This window comes from Paenibacillus phocaeensis (assembly GCF_900021165.1).
GTDB classification, from domain to species: Bacteria; Bacillota; Bacilli; order Paenibacillales; family Paenibacillaceae; genus Fontibacillus; species Fontibacillus phocaensis.
Window position 1 is genome coordinate 51,678 of sequence record NZ_FCOQ01000009.1, and the last position, 19,856, is coordinate 71,533.

Annotated in this window: 25 protein-coding genes; 4 read left to right on the forward strand and 21 right to left on the reverse strand. The window is 43.2% G+C overall.

Annotated elements, in window-relative coordinates; translation table 11 throughout:
• Nucleotides 1–23: 23 nt before the first annotated feature.
• The 17 genes from BN3795_RS03240 to BN3795_RS03330 form a co-directional block, all read right to left on the reverse strand.
• Nucleotides 24–500, reverse strand: coding sequence for a DinB family protein (locus BN3795_RS03240; RefSeq protein ID WP_068783320.1), 477 nt, complete (start codon nt 498–500; stop codon nt 24–26).
• Between the two features lie 64 nt (nt 501–564).
• Nucleotides 565–1,119: a GNAT family N-acetyltransferase gene (locus BN3795_RS03245; protein ID WP_068783321.1), complete on the reverse strand. Its 555-nt coding sequence runs from the start codon at nt 1,117–1,119 to the stop codon at nt 565–567.
• Nucleotides 1,120–1,164: 45 nt separating this feature from the next.
• Nucleotides 1,165–1,929 (reverse strand): GNAT family N-acetyltransferase, encoded by a 765-nt coding sequence (locus BN3795_RS03250; RefSeq protein WP_198524637.1) that lies wholly within the window; start codon nt 1,927–1,929, stop codon nt 1,165–1,167.
• A complete protein-coding gene (locus BN3795_RS03255; RefSeq protein ID WP_198524638.1) occupies nt 1,895–2,503 on the reverse strand; it encodes a GNAT family N-acetyltransferase in 609 nt (202 codons plus the stop codon). Before BN3795_RS03255 ends, BN3795_RS03250 begins: the two co-directional genes overlap by 35 nt.
• Nucleotides 2,504–2,687: 184 nt before the next feature.
• Entirely contained in the window at nt 2,688–3,671 is a 984-nt protein-coding gene (locus BN3795_RS03260) for an ABC transporter substrate-binding protein (protein ID WP_232729841.1), read from the reverse strand.
• Between the two features lie 68 nt (nt 3,672–3,739).
• Nucleotides 3,740–4,882, reverse strand: a complete 1,143-nt coding sequence (locus BN3795_RS03265; protein ID WP_068783325.1) for a helix-turn-helix domain-containing protein — start codon at nt 4,880–4,882, stop codon at nt 3,740–3,742.
• A gap of 184 nt (nt 4,883–5,066) precedes the next feature.
• The gene (locus BN3795_RS03270; protein WP_068783326.1) at nt 5,067–5,714 is read right to left on the reverse strand and encodes a FusB/FusC family EF-G-binding protein; all 648 of its coding nucleotides are present in this window, start codon (nt 5,712–5,714) and stop codon (nt 5,067–5,069) included.
• A 263-nt stretch (nt 5,715–5,977) separates the two neighbouring features.
• Nucleotides 5,978–6,391: a VOC family protein gene (locus BN3795_RS03275; protein ID WP_110944982.1), complete on the reverse strand. Its 414-nt coding sequence runs from the start codon at nt 6,389–6,391 to the stop codon at nt 5,978–5,980.
• Nucleotides 6,392–6,527: 136 nt separating this feature from the next.
• Nucleotides 6,528–7,154: a nucleotidyltransferase family protein gene (locus BN3795_RS03280; RefSeq protein ID WP_068783327.1), complete on the reverse strand. Its 627-nt coding sequence runs from the start codon at nt 7,152–7,154 to the stop codon at nt 6,528–6,530.
• Nucleotides 7,155–7,526: 372 nt separating this feature from the next.
• Nucleotides 7,527–8,051: a GNAT family N-acetyltransferase gene (locus BN3795_RS03290; RefSeq protein WP_068783329.1), complete on the reverse strand. Its 525-nt coding sequence runs from the start codon at nt 8,049–8,051 to the stop codon at nt 7,527–7,529.
• A 130-nt stretch (nt 8,052–8,181) separates the two neighbouring features.
• On the reverse strand, nt 8,182–8,532 hold the full coding sequence (locus BN3795_RS03295) for a VOC family protein (RefSeq protein WP_068783330.1): 351 nt from the start codon (nt 8,530–8,532) through the stop codon (nt 8,182–8,184).
• A gap of 898 nt (nt 8,533–9,430) precedes the next feature.
• Nucleotides 9,431–9,769, reverse strand: coding sequence for a phosphotransferase (locus BN3795_RS24870; RefSeq protein WP_110944983.1), 339 nt, complete (start codon nt 9,767–9,769; stop codon nt 9,431–9,433).
• Between the two features lie 424 nt (nt 9,770–10,193).
• Nucleotides 10,194–11,087 (reverse strand): PhzF family phenazine biosynthesis protein, encoded by an 894-nt coding sequence (locus BN3795_RS03310; protein ID WP_068783631.1) that lies wholly within the window; start codon nt 11,085–11,087, stop codon nt 10,194–10,196.
• Between the two features lie 54 nt (nt 11,088–11,141).
• On the reverse strand, nt 11,142–11,609 hold the full coding sequence (locus BN3795_RS03315) for an SRPBCC family protein (RefSeq protein WP_068783333.1): 468 nt from the start codon (nt 11,607–11,609) through the stop codon (nt 11,142–11,144).
• A 174-nt stretch (nt 11,610–11,783) separates the two neighbouring features.
• Nucleotides 11,784–12,434, reverse strand: a complete 651-nt coding sequence (locus BN3795_RS03320) for a lysozyme inhibitor LprI family protein (RefSeq protein WP_068783334.1) — start codon at nt 12,432–12,434, stop codon at nt 11,784–11,786.
• A 345-nt stretch (nt 12,435–12,779) separates the two neighbouring features.
• The gene (locus BN3795_RS03325) at nt 12,780–13,361 is read right to left on the reverse strand and encodes a DJ-1/PfpI family protein (RefSeq protein WP_068783335.1); all 582 of its coding nucleotides are present in this window, start codon (nt 13,359–13,361) and stop codon (nt 12,780–12,782) included.
• Nucleotides 13,362–13,588: 227 nt separating this feature from the next.
• The gene (locus BN3795_RS03330) at nt 13,589–14,047 is read right to left on the reverse strand and encodes an NUDIX domain-containing protein (protein WP_068783336.1); all 459 of its coding nucleotides are present in this window, start codon (nt 14,045–14,047) and stop codon (nt 13,589–13,591) included.
• A gap of 395 nt (nt 14,048–14,442) precedes the next feature.
• On the opposite strand from BN3795_RS03330, the gene BN3795_RS03335 reads away from it, so the two are divergent.
• Nucleotides 14,443–15,051, forward strand: coding sequence for a nucleotidyltransferase domain-containing protein (locus BN3795_RS03335; RefSeq protein ID WP_332835583.1), 609 nt, complete (start codon nt 14,443–14,445; stop codon nt 15,049–15,051).
• A gap of 148 nt (nt 15,052–15,199) precedes the next feature.
• Here BN3795_RS03335 and BN3795_RS03340 read toward each other — a convergent pair whose 3' ends face one another.
• The 4 genes from BN3795_RS03340 to BN3795_RS03355 form a co-directional block, all read right to left on the reverse strand.
• Nucleotides 15,200–16,060 (reverse strand): class I SAM-dependent methyltransferase, encoded by an 861-nt coding sequence (locus tag BN3795_RS03340; RefSeq protein WP_232729842.1) that lies wholly within the window; start codon nt 16,058–16,060, stop codon nt 15,200–15,202.
• 38 nt (nt 16,061–16,098) lie between these two features.
• A complete protein-coding gene (locus BN3795_RS03345; RefSeq protein WP_232729843.1) occupies nt 16,099–16,764 on the reverse strand; it encodes a PadR family transcriptional regulator in 666 nt (221 codons plus the stop codon).
• A gap of 40 nt (nt 16,765–16,804) precedes the next feature.
• Nucleotides 16,805–17,137, reverse strand: a complete 333-nt coding sequence (locus tag BN3795_RS03350) for a DUF3024 domain-containing protein (protein WP_068783338.1) — start codon at nt 17,135–17,137, stop codon at nt 16,805–16,807.
• A gap of 371 nt (nt 17,138–17,508) precedes the next feature.
• The gene (locus tag BN3795_RS03355) at nt 17,509–18,285 is read right to left on the reverse strand and encodes a Cof-type HAD-IIB family hydrolase (RefSeq protein ID WP_068783339.1); all 777 of its coding nucleotides are present in this window, start codon (nt 18,283–18,285) and stop codon (nt 17,509–17,511) included.
• 198 nt (nt 18,286–18,483) lie between these two features.
• Here BN3795_RS03355 and BN3795_RS03360 point away from each other — a divergent pair, with 198 nt between their 5' ends.
• The 3 genes from BN3795_RS03360 (at nt 18,484) to BN3795_RS26055 (ending at nt 19,456) form a co-directional block, all read left to right on the forward strand.
• Nucleotides 18,484–18,759: a type II toxin-antitoxin system prevent-host-death family antitoxin gene (locus BN3795_RS03360; protein WP_068783634.1), complete on the forward strand. Its 276-nt coding sequence runs from the start codon at nt 18,484–18,486 to the stop codon at nt 18,757–18,759.
• Nucleotides 18,743–19,048, forward strand: a complete 306-nt coding sequence (locus tag BN3795_RS03365) for a type II toxin-antitoxin system RelE/ParE family toxin (protein WP_068783340.1) — start codon at nt 18,743–18,745, stop codon at nt 19,046–19,048. Before BN3795_RS03360 ends, BN3795_RS03365 begins: the two co-directional genes overlap by 17 nt.
• 324 nt (nt 19,049–19,372) lie before the next feature.
• Nucleotides 19,373–19,456, forward strand: a complete 84-nt coding sequence (locus tag BN3795_RS26055; protein WP_220687457.1) for a putative holin-like toxin — start codon at nt 19,373–19,375, stop codon at nt 19,454–19,456.
• The last annotated feature ends 400 nt before the right edge of the window (nt 19,457–19,856 follow it).

Below are 19,856 nucleotides of genomic sequence, written 5' to 3' on the forward strand. Positions count from 1 at the left end.
GAAGGCCCTTTCCTTAGTGAAAATCACTGACTCAAATAGACAAAGTAATCTATTTTTATACCCTTGTAGCCTAAGTATCTAAGCATTGTCGAAATATTGCCTCGATGATAGGTTCCATGATTCACAATATGTTGAATGATCTCGGAAATTGAATACTGAAACTCTTGTCCTGCTGCGTTTCGATAAGTCACTCTCTTCTCAACATCATTCATAGATAATAAATATTGATGAATTTGTGTTTGTAATTTATTGAAGTAATTACTGGCTTCCTCAATATTAACGAATGGTTTTGTTACAAATCTGGAGGGCTTCTCTTCTTTCATCCTCGAAAACCAAACTTCGTCGGCTGAGGCAATGTGTCCAATGACTTCAGCTAACGACTTGAAACCCAAATTAACTTCTTTATGAAAGATTTCGACCGGCAACGATTGAAGATGATGGAGTACTCTTTCATTCGCCCAAACGTTGTAACCGTACAAATGAGAAATCGGTTTGTTCATAAAATTTCACCTCAAGATCGACATTATGGTTTTGCCCGAAATCTTCCCTTAACTTTGGTACTTCTTATGTTGCATTTATATAGCCGTCCCAAGCTTCACGCGTCAACTCGAACTCGTAACCGGCGAAAACGATCGGATTCCCATCCGCATCGTTGCTGAAAGAACCCGTACTTTCTCGAACCGGTCTCATGCCTAAGCGGTTCAACAGCTTGCACGACGGTTCGTTCGCCGCCGCCGTCCCCGTGATGATTTTTGCCGCCTTTAGCTCTTGAAACGCGTAAGCCATAAGCGTGCGGCAGCTTTCCAAGGCATAACCTTTCCCATGTTCCCGAAAATCGAAACAATAACCTATGTTGTACACGCCCTGCTCGTCAGTGGGGTTTAAGCAGACATAACCGATAAATCGTCCGCTTTCTTTTAAGCAGACAGCCAAATACTGATCCCCGCTCGCAAACCAATCGCAGGCTCCTTGGATACCCTCCTCCGAGGTCGGCCAAGGGTGATCGTACTTTCCATAAGGCGACGACATATATTGAACGATCATTTCCCGCAGCGGATTCCCATCCTCCTCCGGACGGAAATTACGCAGGGTCAGGCGCGGCGTTTCCATGTTTAGCATAGGGTTGACTCCTTTCGATAGAAGGATATAAAACGGCAGCCATGATTATCGTAGAATGGGTTCTCTAAGTCTTTTTATCACAGAGTGAACCGTTATTCTATGAAACGCCACTAAACTTCCTTTATAAGTAACACCGAAAATCCCATAAGGGGTTGGGGATAATGCCATCAGCTCCTCTCGGCTGTTCATATTAACAATATTAACTTGAAGTCCTAATTTTGCGGCTCCTTCCCTAACATTTTCTGTGGCTATCTCTACAAAAGGGCACTGATTCGTCCGATAAATGGTGAGTTCATGAGTTCTGTTCAATCTTCGATCCCAATCGTCCGGAAAAAAAGGGGATGGAGCATCGACTAATTTATGCACTAACAGCTCAAATCCGTAGGGGGCCTCTTGAACAAGGGAAAATCCATTTTTCAAAAAGATTTCCTTGCTGGGTGTCCAAGACGTGTCCTGATTCGTAACGACCGCAACCCCGTACTTTTTTTGCCGTCTTGCTTCTTCAATACACTTATTTAGAAGCAAAGTTCCGTAACCTTTTCCCGGAATATGAACCCATAAACAATGAATCACTAGATAATTGTCCGCATGAACTACTCTTGAGGAGTATTCTGAGGCTGTATATTCGATAAAGCCCGCCTGTTTTTTGTTCTCCAGGAGTTTAATATATTTCAAGCCTGCGTTCATCTGTTCTTCTAACCAATTATTTTTGTTGATGTATCCGTTGCTGGTCGGCTTGCTTCTCAGGCAGTATCCCCCTTGCTCTTCAAGGTTCTCACGATTTAATTCGATCATTGTAGCGGATTGCACGGTTTGGCACCCCTTCATCGATTACAGATAACTTAGTCATTTCTTCGAACTCTCTTCTTAGTAGAGAGTAGTGGTATTGATCGCAAATGGACCCGTCGCAAAACCAATAATGTTCTCGATAAGTGCCTTCGAGTTTAAAATGAAAGCTCTCCAGCAATCGGATCGAAGGTTTATTGCAAGAAGCAGTCGTAGCATAGACTTTATTTAAATTTAAATTTTCATCGTGGAAGATTTCTTCCAAGAATAAACCGATCATCTTTCTCCCCACCCCCTTTTTTCTATGGAATGGAGGAACATAATAACCAAACTCTCCGCTTCGATTTCTCGGATTATAATCAAAAAGATTTATTTTCCCTGCCATCTCACGATCTTCAAGATCAATGATAACATAGTGAAGTTGTCTTTGATTTAAACGAACTCTGAATTTCTCCCGATAAACATCGTAATCTTCCATATCTTCAATTGGACGGCAAGTGTGATATTCCTTTTCGGTTTCGTCGGCAGCCCACCGGTAAATCACCGGCAAATATTCAGAGACATTGGCCTCGGTTAATTTCAAAAGTTTGAAAGTCAATTCACTACCACGTCCTCGGCTCGAATATTGTGCACTCGACACATTCATAATATAATACCGGTTACCCTCGCGCGCGATGAGATAATTATCTTTTCCGAAAATGTGGCAATCCATTAAAGTCCCTTATCGTTCTTCTCTCCCGAATTACGGAAACCAAGCGGCTGCTATCGTTTCCCATCCTGTTCTAATTTCCTTCCCCGGAGCCGGCGGGAGCGAGCATGTCCACCGCTTCTTTCATCGTTTCGCGAATGGTAACAATGTCTGATCCGTAATACTTATCCGTATCCAGGAAGTGAATGTTGCCCTTCTTGACCGCCTCCAGGCTGCTCCATAAGCCGGATTCCCGGATCTCATCAAAGGCCTGCTTGTCGTCGCCTTCTCCCCGGACAATGAGGAACAAATGATCGCCCGCATACTCCGGCAGCTTCTCCATAGAGATTTGCACCGCCGAGCTGTTGGGGTTCTTCTCGATTTCCTCAGCCACCGCTTCGGGGGCAGGCAGTTTTAGACTGCTGTGCAACATATACCCAGCGAAATTCCGGTTCAAATAAATGCGCAGCCGCCCCCGCTCCACTCTGAAAATCGACACCGTTTCTTCGCCGATCGCTGCCGATAACCGTTCGCGGGCCAGCTCTGCTTCCCGCTCGTAGTCGGCAATCCAGGCCTCCGCTTTATCGCTTTTTCCAACGAGTTCGGCCAACTTAACATAGATCCCGTAAATCGGGTCCTGGTCAAAGGACAAGTAATACACCGGGGCAAGACTGGAGATTTGCTCCATTTGCTCCGGATAAATCTCTTGGAAAACGGTCGGAGCTACCACGAGATCGGGGGCAAGCTCCAATATCTTCTCAGGATTGGGCGGATCGCCGATGCGTTCCACGCCTTCCATTTCATCCAGCGTATAAACCACTTTAAACCCGTTATCGCCTGAAGCGATCGGTTTGATCCCCAGTGTCAACAGCTCGGCGGCGAACTCTCCCGCCACAATCCGTTCGGGAGCGAGAGGAACCTCCACTTCCCGATTCAAATCGTCCACTACGGTTCGGGTTGGGGAAGGCGCCTCCGCGGACTCCTTCGGTTCATTGGCTTGACCGCATGCTGCGGCCAATATCGCCAGCGCTAAGAGCAGCACGAGGATATAACCTGGTTTTCGTTGCAAGTTGGGCAAGTACATGTTTTCCTCCCATGTGATAATGATTATTAATATCAATATACATTCTAATCACCTCACCGGGATCACTCCATGGTGGAATGTTGCGCGAAGGATGGATCATTCCGACGTTTTACCCCATGCAGCAGCCAGCGGGCTGCCTCCTCCATCTGACAGCGAATGGATACCGGATCATAGGCAAGCCAACGGCCGACATCCAATGGGTAAACCCGATTCGATACCTCTGCGGGGTAAGCGCGGAAAAGGGGCGATACTCGCAATTCCTCCCACCGCCGCTGTGCTCCTTCATCAGGTTGTGTCACCACAAACAAATATTCCGCCTCGTAAAAAGGAATTTCTTCCATACTGATTGCACTGGAGTGAAAATGAACGTTGCACCAACTTTGCAGCTGAATTCGCTCGGGGGGAGCCAATTGAAGGGACTGATAGAAGGGGTACCCCATATTTTGCATACCGTAAACCTGAAGCAACTGCTCTCTGACCCTAAGCACGGCCACGCGGCTCTTGCCGATCCCGGCTAACTGGGTCCGCAAAGCATTGCGGCTTGCTTCATATTCCCCGATCCAGCTCTCCGCCTCTTTCTCTTTCCCGAGAAAAGCAGCAACCTGGCGGAGCTGAACATAAATCGGATCCTCCAGCACATTCAAAAACAGCACAGGGGCAATCGAAGTCAATTCCTGTGGATTATCGCGGTTCATCGCAATAATGACATCGGGCTTTAACGCAGCCAGACGCTGCATATCAATTCCGCGCTGCGGCGAAAGAGACAAGTCCTCAACCTCTTCCGTCCATGGTAGGTAGCGGCCCACTGCCGTGGAATCGGCTGCTGCGGGAACGACCCCCAGCGCCAAACAATGGCCGTATCCATCCAACGCGGCCACTCGGATATCGGGAGAACCCATATAGGCAGAAGGCGCTACTCCTACCACTTGCTTGAATCGACGGCTAAAATGATACGGATCTTCAAAACCCACTCTGCGAGCGACTTCCATGATGGAGGAGGGCGACTTGGCCAACAGCCTCTTGGCCTTGTCCATCCGAAGCCGAGCAATATAATCCGTTGGGCTGAGGCCCGTGTGTTTCTTGAATATCCGAGAGAAATGATCCGGGTTAATCCCCGCCACAGCGGCCAAATCCGAGCGGGTGAGCGATTCGTTCAAATGATTTTCTATATATGCGATCGTCTGAGTGATATGCCTATTTCGCATTACCGCATCCACCGCCCTATTCTGTGAGAATCATTATCACTCGTTATTATAACATCGATCGCACATTCGCATAAACGGATTCATGACCGGCTTGCGCCCGCGTCCGATCCCCCATTTTCCTCGCCGTACGAACATACCTAAAAAAGAAGAAGACCGCCGATCAACGGCGATCTTCCGATCTTCCTTATTTGCCAATTGACAGCAAGAACCTCTCCAAGGCCCCCGTGTTCGTAATACTGTGGTTACAGCTCTTGTTCTCCATACAGACATAATGCCCGTACATGGAGAAGTTATCGGGCGAAGCATTCGCGGACTTGGTCTTCACCGAGAAGAAGGCAAGCTCCTGAGGCCGATTGCAGAACAAGCAATACCCCTTCTTGTGGGTCGGCGTAATCCGGCCTTCGATGCCGATGAACCGGCCTTCGTGCGGATAGACCAGGAATAGCTTGTTCGTCGCGATATCCACCCAACTCAAGTACGTTACGTAACGAAAGTCGATGGAGGCTAGGTCCGGTACTTTCAGCTTCTTATTTTTAGGGAACAGCTTCTCAATCTGCTTCACCGTAATCGGCGGAAAAGGCTCCAGATAGGGTTCTAATGCGCGAAGATACCTTTGGAAATCATGATCCTTCTCGAGGGAAGTGATTTGACCCAGCATCTGCTTTTGCTCCTCCGTCAGCGCCGGAAATGCCTCCGCAATTTTCGCAGCGGCTCCAAACCTGACGGTCTCCAGAACGCTCCGATCCGCGACGGTACGCAGTGTTTTCTGAAGGAATTCCGCTTGTTTCTTGATCACGTTATACTGGTGGTTTCTAATAAATGGTGTACTCATAGCTTTCAGCCCCTTATTTGTGATGAATGAACCTGATCAATAAGGTGCAAAGCCTGTTATTAGAAACGATAAAGTTAAGTTTGGGCGATCGAATTCATCCTCTCGCACCCCACGCAAAGTATCGCCCTAGATCAGGCTTTGCATGAGGACTTCCTAGCAAATGAGCAATTGCGAATTGCCATCTGTATAACCCCCAATCTCTTTTCATAGGCAAAAGTATACCAGCAAGTTCGGATTGCCGCAATTCCATACGAGGTATCCTTCTAAATCCCCGCCGTGTTCTGCAAGACGATCCTCCAGCCATCCGGGTCGCAAAGGGTTACACCCTGGTGCTTCCAATAGGGATTCTCGGGTTCGACTTCGGGGTAGCCCATCGAGCTTAATCGCGCGACGATTTCATCTCTGGCGCTTCCATCCGGGATATAGAAGACCAATAAATTGTCTTTGGAAGGTGGTAACACAGGCACGGCATCGACATGCTGCGTAAACTCCAAGTGATAGTCCACACCGGGCAAGCCAAACATAACGCCGTCATAACCTTCATGGTTTGCAAAAGAACCTACGATTTCCAGACCGAGCCCTACCGTATAGAACTCGATGATCTTATCCATCTGATGCGTCGGCCGCGCCACGCGAAATTGAACTGCCGGCATTTGCTCTGACCACGGTTGATTCATTCGTAACCTCCTCTACCATTTTCGAATATAACCCGCTTGTTTTAGAATCATATAACTGTTTGAGTTTGAGTTGTTTCCCGATTGTCCAACTCTTAGCAAGGGCTGCTTGCAAGCGCACGCATTAATTCTGCGAGGTTCATGCAAGGAGTTGTTGAATCAGGCTAGAATGTTCTTTATTTACATCGGACACGGCTTTGATTAATAATTCCTTGTCATAACCATTGGCTATGAGCGCATCTAAAATGGCATCGATTCGGTCTTGTCTTTGTCTTCTCATATTGGATTCCAACTGAATCTCGAGAGGAACGACGGGGACTTCATATTTTCCAAATTCAACATATCTCACATTATCCCAAATAGATTTCCCACCTTCCCATATTCCATCTCCTGAATCGGAATCGGGAATTCCGGCCGAATTCGAGATTTGCACCACTTCTACAGGGAAATCTTGGATGATCCATTTGCCCTTCGTCCATGTGAATCCTGAAGCGAAGGTTTGTGTCATATAGGGCTCATCTGAAGAAGAGAACCATTCCGTCCCACCCTTAGATGGATCCAAGTTCCCCTTCCTATTGAATTCCTTCAATAGTTGAGCCATTTCTATTACATCCTCCCTGTTCCGAACATAGATATCTAGATCATTGGGTTCGATCCGCGCCTTCTGCAATACGGAACCAACCGATCCGACGATGATCCATGGGTTGGTTAGTTGGGACTGCGTGTAGAGATCACAAAATGTACGAAGAGCTTCGTTCCAAGACATTAAAAATACCTCCTCCTATACACAAAACGACCCACCTACTCGATGGGTCTGCACCGATTCTTAAAGACTGCTATATGATTAATGGTCTTTCTCCCTAGATTTCCGTATATTTTCGATGTAAATCCAAGCATAGTAGGTCGCCCAAAATACGATCGGAACCAGGATAATTAATTTCTTGTTTTTTTCTGGAAGCCATATAAATAGCAATACTCCTATTCCCAAGAAGATAGGGAGAAGAATCCAATACTTCTTATTATTCCAGTGCTTGTTAGGATTCATTGCAGGTCTCCTGTCCACCTCTCTAAGATAATCCAGTAAAGAAGTCCGGATTAATCTTAGGTTTCTTTAAAAGCATATTTTCTGCAAGTTATCTTAAAAATTCCTGATCCAATGTCTTCTTATCACATTGCCGTCTTCTTCAATGTAATTGACATCCGCTCTTCCCCCGTTCCTAAGAATGGTTCGTTCTGAAGCGATATTCCAGGCATCACAAACAACTAATACCTCCTCTATCCCAAGTTTCTTCGCTTCAACTAGTGAAAGCCTCAATAAAACCGTTGCATATCCTTTACCTCGTTCTGATGGCCGAATTCCATATCCGATATGGCCCCCCGCGTTATACAAAAATTCAGACAACTCGTGTCTTATATTTACAGCACCTAACACTCTATTTCGATCATCAATCAACCAAAATGTTGAGTCTGAAACCCACCCCTTCGGCAATCCAACGCCCCTCTCATGTTCCTCCAAAAATACAAGCATTTCCTCAAAATTACTGGGATCTCTACTGATGACCCAAGGCACCATCTCCTCGCCAGACTCTTTCCATTCTTGATAAAAAGAAAGGTATTCATCCTTAAGATTACGGTGGGGTTTAACAAGTTTTAATTCACTCATGTCGTTCCGCCTTTCAACTCTTTGATCCGATATACGAACGAGCAGATCGCCATCCCCACTCTTATCCGCGATGGGTTAAGATGGTTGCGAGCGTGTCCGCCTGTTGCAGATTGTTGAGTCCTATTCATACTTATTCATGAGCAAGAATATTGATCAACTTTCCAAATGGATCTCGTACAAAAAATCGCTTTACCCCCCAAGGCTCATCTGCGGGCCCATATTCGATTGGAATCCCTGCTTCCCTCATTCGTGCCAATGCAACATCTAAATCATCAACTTCGATTGACAAATCAGGAACAGGAGTTCCAGAGCCCCCTTGAGTAGCAAAAGAAATTTGTATGTTCATCTCTTGATCAGACCCATATGTTATTATCCATCCATGGTTCATTAACACATCGAGCCCCAATAAATCATGGTAAAACCACTTTGCCAGTTCAACTTGATCTGTATGGATGTTGGTTATGATCCGCTTGACTCGCATAGTTAACCCCTTTCACATAAATCCGGAACTCTTGATTCCATTTTGCTAGAATTGCCGTTAGTATGCTCCTATTCACGAAATAACCCAGCCTTATATAACTCTTATCTTAGGCTGAGTCGGTTCTTGGACTTACCTCTTAGTTTGTATGATCTTTCTCCAATTTAGCTATTAGCTTATTTTCGATAAGTTGGAACATTATAATGGTGAATACGATTAGTATCAAAAAGATAATTCTTATAGTCATATCTTCCTTACTACTCATAAAAATATTCACACCAAAATATACGATGAAGGGTATTGTTATAAATAGCTCTAAGGTTCTTCTAACTGGTTTTCTAAAAACACCTATTACTAAGCCGAGAAAAGCTGCGGCAAGATAGATGAAAATATTAAGATGTACCCCACCCAAATGAAAACACCCTAATATTATTATAAATTCTAAAATGATTAGAATGGATCTTGAACTTCTAAATTTTAACAACGATGATTTTGAGAATGTATTGTGTTTTATCACTTTTTTCATCCCTCTCAGCTAACGTCTATGTATTCACGAACCCTCACCGCCTTAAGTGACCGAAGGAAACGGCCGTGATACGGTTAGGCATGGCGGCTTGCTGCCGGGCTAGTTAATCCATAAAATATCACTGCATTTATTGCGAATGAAACTGTCAATAATATGTATGCCACCCTCTATTTTAGCGTATCTAGTGCTTAGCATATTCAGGCTCACTGACCCTGTAAAAGTAAGGAAGCAAGCAACCGCCATAGCATATAACCGTCACTTTATCCGCGCTTGTACGGTTAATCCATACAACAAGCAAGATAAAGATCCCGCCCAAGATGAAGGGAAGGGCTGTCATCTTTGTAGAGATCGGCCAAGGCAGTGATCTTGCTATCTTTAACCTTCAGAATACCACTTTGGTTTTATAAGTCTAAAATGTTCATGCTCTTCCAACACCCGATCAATCTTATTCATCATAATATCCGTTTCTTCTGGTTTCACTTTTATTATCCAAACCATAGATGAAATAAGACACATCGCCAGATAAAGTGAATATAATCTCCAGAAAGATTCATTAGGTTCCGCGTCTCGATGATATCCCCTAATTTGACCAATCGAAAAAGGAATACTTACTTCAGAACTAAACATTCCCACCTTTAAGAATTCATGAATGGGATCGCCCCAATCATATCTACTAAAATCAATGACTCCTGAAAGTTGATTGTCCTTAAGTATAAGATTCCCGACATGAAAATCATCATGCTGAAATCTATTGGGTCTATGTCATTCTTAATCCTAACCTCAAGCTGGAGATACTTCTCAAGATATTCTTTATGCTTCTTAAGCTTTCGCTCATACCAAGAGGCAATATCACCAGGAGCTATATACTTGTGGATTTTTTGCAGTTCCACTCCGGCTTCAAACCCAATATTAAATTGCTCTGTCAATGAAATGCTGGGAAGCTTTCTGAGGCATCGTCACCTTCTATGAAGGATAAAATCATATATCCCATTCCCAAGTCATGCAAATTTCCTATCTCTATCGGCCTTGAACATTTTACGTTATATTCCTTCATCCTCAATAAAGCCCCAAATTCTATTTCCTTTGAAGCATAGTGCTTATGATCAAAAGTTCGGAGAAGAAGTTGGCTCTTCTTCGATTACGCGTACATCACATCTAATTCTTGAACAAATACTCCTGTTCCAGAAACAAAAACATCCATTCCCTGTGGAGTTCGTTTGACACTCACATATACCTTCCCGTCTCGATTGATTTCTTGTCCTTGCTCAACCATGAAATCGATATGATCGATTTCTCTATTCAAGAAGGTTAAATAATAGGCCCCCATAACTCCTGATGCTGTACCGGTTACCGCGTCTTCAACGGTACCAGAATAAGGGGATGAGAAGTGTCTGGCATGCATCACAACTTTATCCCCACTATTTTGTATGGAAAATGGATGAACGGATGTCTTCGGCTTCTCTACAAGAATATTCGGAAACTCCTTATTATTCGGATTCATTTTCCAATAACTATCTAATGACTTAACATGTACCAACAAAGTCCAAGTCCCTGTACTCCCATACACAATCGGTAGCGTATGGTCAATTTCATCCACTGGGATTCCCATACTTCTTGCAAGAGCATCTACGGATCCCTGAAAAGGCATGAATTGAGGTTCATCTTGCTTCATTGTTACGAATAAATCTTCTTCTCTCGTTTCGAATCGGATAGGGAGTATGCCTACATTGGTTTCAATTGTCACTTCATCTTTCGTATCGCTAATTATCCCCATAGATTTCATACAGTACATGGACCCAACGGTAGCATGACCACATAAATTGATTTCATGCCCAGGGGTGAAATACCGCAGCCTGTAATCCGCATGATCAGATTTTACGACAAAGACGGTTTCATTAGATCCAACAGCTTTAGCGATTGACTGCATACCTTCATCGCTCAAATGGTCTGCATTCAATACCACTCCAGCCGGATTGCCCTTATTTGCAATAGATGAAAATGCATCATAATGCAAAACTTTTTGTTTTTTCATCTTGTACCTACTTTCAGTATGCATTTTGCCAAATTCTTCACCACTTCCTTCAAACTATTTATTTACATGGGCATCGGGCGCTTTATCCATAACAAGATTTAGTTTGAGGTTATATTCTAAAAATGATTTTAGTCCACAGAGAACGATCGTATATCCCCCCATGGAGTCCATACATTGATTCAATAGTTCATCCGTATTGCCAACGAATCCATAGTTCTCAATGGAAACAAAGGTTTCATTAGCAGTGGTTGGAGTAAAGTTCCATTCAATCGTAGTGCCATCGGAGGAATCAATAACAATGCGTTTGTTATTCTCGATCTCTCTCACATCGATTTCATCCGAAACCCCATACATCTCCCACTCCCAAAGAACTCGTTTTCCAACTTCTAGTTTTCCACTACTTTTTGTGAACCAAAAGTTCGTAGTAATCTCAGGGTTAATAAAGGCTTCAAACACTTCTTCGACAGGTTTTCTAATAAGCATTTCGGATTTCACAACGGGTCCTTGGTTTACTAATTCCATAAGATATTCCCCTTTCGTATCATTTTACCATTCAAATTTTAACTGTAGCGAATCACAAATTGGCATATAGCCGATCTTTCGATAGATGCTATTGGATGTGGGATTTGCTAAGTCCGTATATAAGACGCACTTCTTAAATCCTTTGTCCAATGCAAGTTGGCTGATATTCCAACTCTATTTTTTACTGTGGTATAAAAACTCAACTTCACGGTCCAGCAAATATCGATATTCCAATAGTTGCATGGTTCTTTCTCTAATTCTTTCCTTTATAACCGTGTCGAGACTTACCGATCCTTGGGATCCTAGGTAACCATTATCAATAAATGCCGTCTCTACAAATTTTGTTTCCTTTAAGTGATACTGTAACCATTCTTTCTGCGATTCAATCAGTGCTTCCCTTGGTTCTTTATCCAACTTTGAAAGAAGCTTGTTATATATTTGATTCAACTCTTTATCCCAAATCTCGGTATATTTGCTTTCCAACGCCCCCCATCTCAATGTAGTCACCTCATCGGAGTTTTGTAATTCCTGAAGTTCCACTTCATAATCATGATCTATAGGGTTTCGAAGCATTTCATCATAAAATTCTCCACTCAAATCATAGTTCCCGATGCTCATGGATAACACTTCGTTGTTAGAAGGATCTAATTGACCTTCAGTTTTTTCTTTCGATGCTGTTCCATTACCTGTACTCCCTACATCAGGAGCCAAATCAGAGTTCCTTATTGGCTTAATTTCGCTGTTCAAGGCAGTCGATTGACTCATATTTTGACAAGATGACAACACTATCGTCATAAAAAATAATAAGAATATTTTACTTTTCATAATTGTTCTCCTTAAATTTGATCTTTAATATTTTTGTGTGATGAGGATGTTCTGGCCATCTTCGAGTTGCTACATCATTTCTCTGCAATCAGAGTTTTCATTGCCTTTTTGTTATGGTATCATTTGTATAAGAAAACCGAGTGCTGAGAACACTCGGCTATACAATTGGCTTGGATGGTTTATTCCCCTCTAAGTCATTTAAGGAACAAAACCCACCTTCGGCCGTTAACCTTGGGGTAGGTTTTTACTTTCTCTTGTTGTTGTTGCCCACCCAAGATTCAATTGTACTCCCTCATTCTACCACATATATCCATTCTTTAACAGAATGTTTGTTCGTGTTTTATATTACACTTCAACGATTCCTTTAGCTGTATAAGGGTAATCCAGCTGCTTTTTGACGATACTCACCTCTTCTTTGCCTACAAACCGTTCAATCAGAAAAATCCCCAGATCGATCGAGGTGGCTACTCCTCCTGCCGTGATCACGTTGCCATCTTTGACAATTCGCGTTTTTATCACTTCTTTACAATAGGGTTCTAATAGTTCATAAGCATTCGGATGAGTAGTCGCGGTCTTGTCCTTCAGAAAACCGGCAGCCCCCAATAGTAGAGAACCCGTACAAACGGAAACTTTATAAGGCACGGATTCAGCAGTTCGGAGCCATTCCACAAATTCAAGGTCCTCTTTCAGCTTTCTTGTTCCCATTCCACCAGGAAGGAACACGAGATCGTATTTAGACAACTCGGGTTTTATGACATTCACTTTCACTTGCATTCCAAGTTCATCCGTTACTTCCTCGGTTAACCCACAAATATCCCATGTGGTTTCCCTGGTTTTATCGAATTGGCGGAGTCGATAGATGACGTCATAAAAACCGACAAAATCAAGAAAAGTGACCCCATTGAAAAGAACGAGTGCCATCTTCATTGAACCAACCCTCCCCTCATGTTTTTATCAGGCCCTCAAAGGCTATCGTTTTCTTGCTTTGAATACAACAGTTACGGGAAGCATCTTTGCTTTTTCTGCAAAATCGCTGGGATCGTTCCTAGATTGGATAATCTCATCATCGCACCAATAATGTTTGTTCGATAAGCAGAACTTTTGTCCATCCGAACACGCTCCAAATTTTTTTATGAAAAACCTAACTATATTTCTTAACTCTCTCCGAGTGTACTTTCAAAATACGGCCCCGGAATCCCCTTCATGTAGTGTTCAATCATCCTTCTCATGGGTAGAGGAAGTAGATTATGTTTATCCATCTCACTTATAGGTATCCAATAAAATTCCAAATGACTTTCTTTGGATTCCGGATTTTTTCTACTATCAACGTTCTCCAATTTAGCAATAAAAACGTGATTGATCTCCTGATGATAAATTCCTTCATCTTTGTGTTCAGCTTCTACTGCTCCAAGGTAGGGACCAACCTCGCTTATGAATCCAAGCTCTTCATATATTTCTCGATACAAAGTGGTTCGAATACTCTCATGAAATTCAACATGCCCTCCCGGTAAAAATGTATTATCCATTCCTATGCAATGTGCAACTAACAGATGATTATCGACTATGATGACTCCACGAGCTAGCACATGGTATTTAGGTGTTTTTTCTTGCATGATTAGTCCGCTCCTTCATTTCATTAGGATCTGTCACCATCCGCTTAACTTTGCTGGATTGCCCGCTGCATCAACTCGTTCATCGAGTTTCAGGACGATTACCACATCATTCCATTGTTCAATAAATGAAAGATCCCTATAATCGTATTTATGGTTTTCATTCTAGTTTTCCTTTCAAATTAGCCGTATTCACGAAACAACCCAGCCCTAGATTACTCTTATCTTAGGCTGGGTCGTTTGGTGTTTGAGCTTTTTCCATGATTATACATCGGATAACCAAGGGGAGAAAAGCCCGATGTGTGAAGATAAGGATTTAACTTCTTAATAGAATTAATATTAAGAAGGTTTTTGGGTCTTATTTCAAGAATTCTACAATCCTAAAGAGAATGGGAGGGATGGATTTGAGGACGGATATAAGTAATTGGATGCCAATAACCGTGCAGGAAATAAATGAAATTTTTTCTGACATGCCAATTCATTGGTGTATCGCTGGAGGTTGGGCTTTAGATTTGCATCTAGGTAAGCAAACAAGGGAACATAGCGATGTAGATGTGATTATCACGCGAGATGAGCAATTCATCGCTTACCAGAATATAAAACGTGATTGGATGTTATACAAGGCGCAGGATGGCAAGCTTGAACTATGGGAAGATGGAGAATATTTGAACTTTACGGGAGACATATGGGTTAGTAAGAGTAGTGAAACGCCTTGGGCATTTCAAATGATGATCATCGATACCGAAGAGAAGTTTTGGACGTATAAGAGAGATCAATCCATCAGAAGGCCCCTTGATGAAATTTATTTAAAAACTGTTGAAGGCATACCTTATTTAAGACCTGAAATCCAACTTCTCCATAAGGCAGGTAGTTCGCAAGTACGAGAAAAGGATTTTAATGATTTCCAAACGATGCTCCCTTCACTTCTACCCTCAGAAAAAGCATGGCTGAAATCATCGTTAAACCGGCAATTTCCAGAAGGTCATGCCTGGCTCAAGTTTCTATAGGGAAAAATTTTCGTATTTTTAAATTTCATTTTCACCCACACAGTTGTCGAAAGGTCTCACGTGCTAAATAAAAAATTATTTCAAAAAATAAAGGACCTCAACCTTCACATTAGAGTGAAAATTGAAGTCCATCCACTAAATATCAACTCTAGGTAGTCGCAATAAGAAACTCCTCTCCTCTTGGCAGTTGCAGTCCATCGGTTCGGCCGGTGAAGTAGCGTTCGTTAAGATCGCCAGAGGATACGTGCCGGACTTCTTGGAAACCGGCTTCGCGCGCCATCTCCAACATTTCCGGCGGTGTAAAAAAGCTGATAAAAGGTGTGCCGCTTGCTCTTGCCCCTTTCTCTGCGGCATCAACCTCAGAACGCTCCTTGGGTTCCGACAGCTCAAACGGCAACAAAAAGGTCATGGCCAGGGTGGAGCCGGGGGCGAGCCTTGCAACCTGTCGAAGTGTCGCAGTGATTGCGTCCTTGGTGAGATATTGCGTCACGCCTGTGGAAACCACCACAGCTGGACGGCCCGTGTCGAAACCGGCATTCTTCAGTTGTTCCCACCAGGACCCGCCGGCCTCGAAATCCACCGGAACGAGACGCAGCCACTCCGGGACTCCAAAGCCAAGTTCAATTAAACGTTGTCTCTTCCAGGCCTGTGTGCCGGGTTGGTCGACCTCGAACACCTGTATCTGGGAAGCGATCTCCGGTCGGCGTTGGGCAAAGGTATCCAGGCCGGCGCCAAGGATGACATACTGAGTGACTTCTTGCTTGAGCTGTTCGAGGACCAAATCCTCAATGAAGCGTGCACGGGCCACGATCGAAGCTCGGAATCCTCTGGAGAATTCAGGATCCATGTCGGGGCGTTGGCGCCATTCGTCACCCGGGTCAATCAATTGTAAACCGACCTTATCCCTAAGCACATGCGGAGGGGAATCCACTTGTACATGCAAAGCCCTCCACAACGCAACCCTTACTGCCGTGTGGTCAGGTTCTTTATCGTGTATTTCATGCATCATGTTCGTTCTCCTTTCGAGCGGGTACGTGCTTTGTTTTGTTAAGTTTCATTTTCATCCTGACGGTTGCCGACAGACCTCGCGTGCTCGCGCAGTTCTTCCAGATTCCATGCCAGTTTTCCGGACTCAATATCAGTGATAACGGCTTGGACCCATCCGATTTCAGCCTCAAGTACAGCTTGTTGATACTCGTTCTCTAGCAAAAAAAGCCGCGGCAGTCCCAGCGAGGTGCTTTTCTGGAACTGATCTTTCAGTCGAGCAAGCGAATGCTCCAACGCTTGAGCCCGTTCGTTGAAAAGGCGGGCTACATCTTCTGGCGTCAATAGGGCCAAAAAAGACACCGCCGCGGGAAACTCTAAAAATTCCTGAGCCGGTGTGGAGATCATCTCACGGATCCACGAATAGGCAGCTTGGCGACCCAGATCCGTGATTTCATAAACCGTCAAATCTGGCCTGCCTTCAGTCTTTTTTTTGCCTTGAATGGCAATGGCCTTGTCTCGGTACAATCGTTCAATCGTTTGGTAAATGCTCGTCCGATGGCGAACGTTAATGACCTCGTCTTTCTCCCTTTCTTTAATTAATTGCTGCATACGATAAGGATGCATAGGTTCCTCAATAAGAAAACAGAGGATGGCTAAAGCGACCGTCGATTTTTTTATTCCCTTTTCCATAGTAATAATATTACTATTAACGATATGATGCGTCAATCCAGTTCGCTGTTACAATCATGCTCTCACATCGTCTTTCTTATCCCCAAAATAATCCCCGATTATCTTGGTCTACTATTCTTAGTTGCTTTTCAAAATTTTCATCTGGGATTATATCATCAACAAAATGCCATTTATTCTTGCTATCTCTCCAATAGACTTTCCATTTATTTTCTTCAAATCGAAATTGGGCTACATCCAATTCGACCCATCCTTCACTTTGAAATGCAGGTCTTTCTTCAAAAAGAGTTACACTATTCCCTCTGAATTTATAATTTAGTCTTACCTGGTTTCTTAGATGTTTAGGTACCTTCTGCTCTGTGTAATCGGACAGAAGCTTTTCAATCTTCTTTTTTGTAAATGCATCCAGCATATGTACACCTCGTTGTTTGTTTGTTTTTAACACTCTGCAATGATTTTTACCCTCGAATTATCTACTAATTCATTCTTCTTATCATTCGCTGCTTCTCCGTATTTCCCCATACTGATCCTTCTTTCTTTTTACAGATTCGCAATGATTTCGGATAACGTTGGTGTATTCACAAACCGTCACTGGCTTAAGGCAGCTTGCTACCCGGTTCGACGGACTTAGCCAATGCAGGGTTCTCTGCTGAAATAATCTTCCTCGAAATCCCTCCAGCAGACCAAGGGGCGTAAGCCCTGCAGCGTAGACATGGTGTTAAGTGATGTCATTGTCTTCTGCGATTCTGCTAACTTATTATTCTATTCGTAATTACTTCTGTATTAAATGACACCAAATTTTTTTAACGCGTAGGAAATCCCGCCTTCACTTGCCTTTTTGGTGATAAAATCCGCTTTTTGTTTTAGTCGTTCCTCGCCGTTCCCCATAGCAATTCCCAATCCTACATACTCCAACATGTCTATGTCGTTTCCGCCGTCTCCGAAAGCGATGGCTTCTGATCTGCTAATGTTGAAATAATCCAATACTCTTTTAATCGCAGTTGATTTGGAAACTTCCGTTTCTTCCAGAACGTTCGTCACGTAGTCATGAAAACGCTCGAACCTGAGCCTCGGAAATCTGTCTAAGAATTTTTCAGTTTCGCTGTCGTCTGCATACAAACATATGCAGTATACTTCATCTGACAGAGAGCCCCTCATTTCGGGATATTGTGTAAGACTCAAAGTTTCTCTTAATGCCCTCATAATCCGCTCATCTTCGGAGCCGATGCCGTTCATAGCGAAGTGCTCGGTGAAATAGGAAATGCCGTGACCGTTCAACTCGGCGAAAGCTGAAACATCTCGAACTGTTTCTGTCGTAAGCAATGATTTATAAATTGTTGTATCATTACATTTTATAAGCGCACCGTTTGCAGAAATAAAAGTATCAATTCCCATCGTCTTAAACTCTTCGCACAAATTATAGGGTCTCCCTGTCGCAACCACAACTTTTATTCCTCTTTCAATCAATTTTTCAATTGCTTCTTTCGTGGTTTGCGGAATGCTTCTATCAATTTCACTTAATAGAGTGCCGTCAACATCAAAAAATACAATCTTGTACATATTCTGTGAACAAGCCTCCTTAGTAATTTTTAATTTTCGCTTAACGTTTCCGCGTTCACGACGTCCTTTCACCTTAAGAGGCGGCTTGTCCCCCGATGAGTGAACACATTGTGTAAGATGTCAGGGGCTTCCTTGAAATACCCAACAAAAATATACTCTTTACTCCATGTATTATTTATCATAATTATGGTGATGACCATGCCTACGATTCGTCCTATCTCTGACTTAAGAAACAATTTTAATCTTATCTCCGAAATTGCTCATCATGACGGTGAACCCGTTTTTATTACCAAGAATGGTCAGAGTGATCTTGTCGTGATGAGCCATGCTTCATATGAAAAACAACAAGCTTTAATTGAACTGTACCAAAAACTCGCTGTAGCTGAAAAACAAAGTAGTGAAGGTGTCCAGAAGAAGAGTCACTCTGAGGTGATGAAAAATCTAAGGAGTCAAATCCGTGGACAAGAAATATAAAATCGAGTACTTGCCCATCGCTGAAGAGGAATTATCCAATATCATCCATTATATCATGTTAGATAATCCTGATGCGGCTTTATCAATGGCGGATAAACTTGATCAATCCATATCTATTCTGGAGTTGTACCCGAATAGCGGTACTATTCCGAACGATATTCGGCTTCAAGTACTGAATTATAGAATGTTAGTTGTTGAATCCTATCTTGTCTTTTATGTGGTTTTAAAAGATACTGTCGAGATCCGGAGAACCCTTCACGGAAAACGAAAATACAACTTCCTGCTTTAACCCTCGCATACGTGTCTTTCCCCTGATTTCTTATAACGTTTTATTCACGAAACGCCCCAGCCTTAGAAGCTCTTATCTTAGGCCGGGGCGTGTGTTGTCTGAATCTATGTCTGTGAGTTTGCTTTTGCTTCTGACAACCAAGGGGCGAATGCCACGCAGCATAGATGCATTGTTAAGTGATGTTACTACCTTCTCTGTGTTTACATTCTCATATACGGTTTTGTTTCCTATGTATTCTGATCATGTCTGATATGTTATAATTTTCTAGTACAATATACGGCTATAAGGGCGGTCGGCTAATCTCCCAGAAGGGAGGTGATGCCCATGGAGGTCAAAGATGCACTTTCCTTAATGTTCATGTTCGGCATGTTCATTCTGGCATTGCTTACCTACATGAAAAAGAAATAGACCGCCCTGGCTAGGATAACGGTCTATTTCCGACCCATCTTACGTGGCCGACTGCTCTTTATGCAGTTATTGTACTTTGGAGTCGTGTTCGCGCACGGCTCCTTACTTATTCTTACCTCAGTATAACTCATTTTATAACGCTTTTATAGACTTTTTTGTTATTTCAATTTAAATAAGGTTTGTAATGTTGTCTGCAGTAATTTCACTTAACGTTCCCGTATTTCTGACGTCCAAGCGGCTTAAGGCACAAAGTGCCGGGTCGTCAGACTTAGCTGATTGGATGTGGCGCCAGATTCTACTTCTCTGACATACTTCTTGGCGACCAAGGAGCGTCAGCGACGAAGCAGAAATGTTATGTTATAAGATGTTGGCGGCTTCTTGAATATCTCACATAATCTTC

What these genes read in the sequence shown, in the direction of transcription:
- BN3795_RS03275 (WP_110944982.1), bottom strand. Translation starts at nt 6,391, where the DNA reads ATGAATCAACCGTGGTCAGAGCAAATGCCGGCAGTTCAATTTCGCGTG.
- BN3795_RS03245 (WP_068783321.1), bottom strand. Translation starts at nt 1,119, where the DNA reads ATGCTAAACATGGAAACGCCGCGCCTGACCCTGCGTAATTTCCGTCCG.
- BN3795_RS03325 (WP_068783335.1), bottom strand. Translation starts at nt 13,361, where the DNA reads ATGAAGATGGCACTCGTTCTTTTCAATGGGGTCACTTTTCTTGATTTT.
- BN3795_RS03240 (WP_068783320.1), bottom strand. Translation starts at nt 500, where the DNA reads ATGAACAAACCGATTTCTCATTTGTACGGTTACAACGTTTGGGCGAAT.
- BN3795_RS03330 (WP_068783336.1), bottom strand. Translation starts at nt 14,047, where the DNA reads ATGCAAGAAAAAACACCTAAATACCATGTGCTAGCTCGTGGAGTCATC.
- BN3795_RS03290 (WP_068783329.1), bottom strand. Translation starts at nt 8,051, where the DNA reads ATGAGTGAATTAAAACTTGTTAAACCCCACCGTAATCTTAAGGATGAA.
- BN3795_RS03270 (WP_068783326.1), bottom strand. Translation starts at nt 5,714, where the DNA reads ATGAGTACACCATTTATTAGAAACCACCAGTATAACGTGATCAAGAAA.
- BN3795_RS26055 (WP_220687457.1), top strand. Translation starts at nt 19,373, where the DNA reads ATGGAGGTCAAAGATGCACTTTCCTTAATGTTCATGTTCGGCATGTTC.
- BN3795_RS03315 (WP_068783333.1), bottom strand. Translation starts at nt 11,609, where the DNA reads ATGGAATTAGTAAACCAAGGACCCGTTGTGAAATCCGAAATGCTTATT.
- BN3795_RS03320 (WP_068783334.1), bottom strand. Translation starts at nt 12,434, where the DNA reads ATGAAAAGTAAAATATTCTTATTATTTTTTATGACGATAGTGTTGTCA.
- BN3795_RS03280 (WP_068783327.1), bottom strand. Translation starts at nt 7,154, where the DNA reads ATGTCTTGGAACGAAGCTCTTCGTACATTTTGTGATCTCTACACGCAG.
- BN3795_RS03265 (WP_068783325.1), bottom strand. Translation starts at nt 4,882, where the DNA reads ATGCGAAATAGGCATATCACTCAGACGATCGCATATATAGAAAATCAT.
- BN3795_RS03335 (WP_332835583.1), top strand. Translation starts at nt 14,443, where the DNA reads ATGGATTTGAGGACGGATATAAGTAATTGGATGCCAATAACCGTGCAG.
- BN3795_RS03355 (WP_068783339.1), bottom strand. Translation starts at nt 18,285, where the DNA reads ATGTACAAGATTGTATTTTTTGATGTTGACGGCACTCTATTAAGTGAA.
- BN3795_RS03350 (WP_068783338.1), bottom strand. Translation starts at nt 17,137, where the DNA reads ATGCTGGATGCATTTACAAAAAAGAAGATTGAAAAGCTTCTGTCCGAT.
- BN3795_RS03295 (WP_068783330.1), bottom strand. Translation starts at nt 8,532, where the DNA reads ATGCGAGTCAAGCGGATCATAACCAACATCCATACAGATCAAGTTGAA.
- BN3795_RS03360 (WP_068783634.1), top strand. Translation starts at nt 18,484, where the DNA reads ATGCCTACGATTCGTCCTATCTCTGACTTAAGAAACAATTTTAATCTT.
- BN3795_RS03340 (WP_232729842.1), bottom strand. Translation starts at nt 16,060, where the DNA reads ATGATGCATGAAATACACGATAAAGAACCTGACCACACGGCAGTAAGG.
- BN3795_RS03310 (WP_068783631.1), bottom strand. Translation starts at nt 11,087, where the DNA reads ATGAAAAAACAAAAAGTTTTGCATTATGATGCATTTTCATCTATTGCA.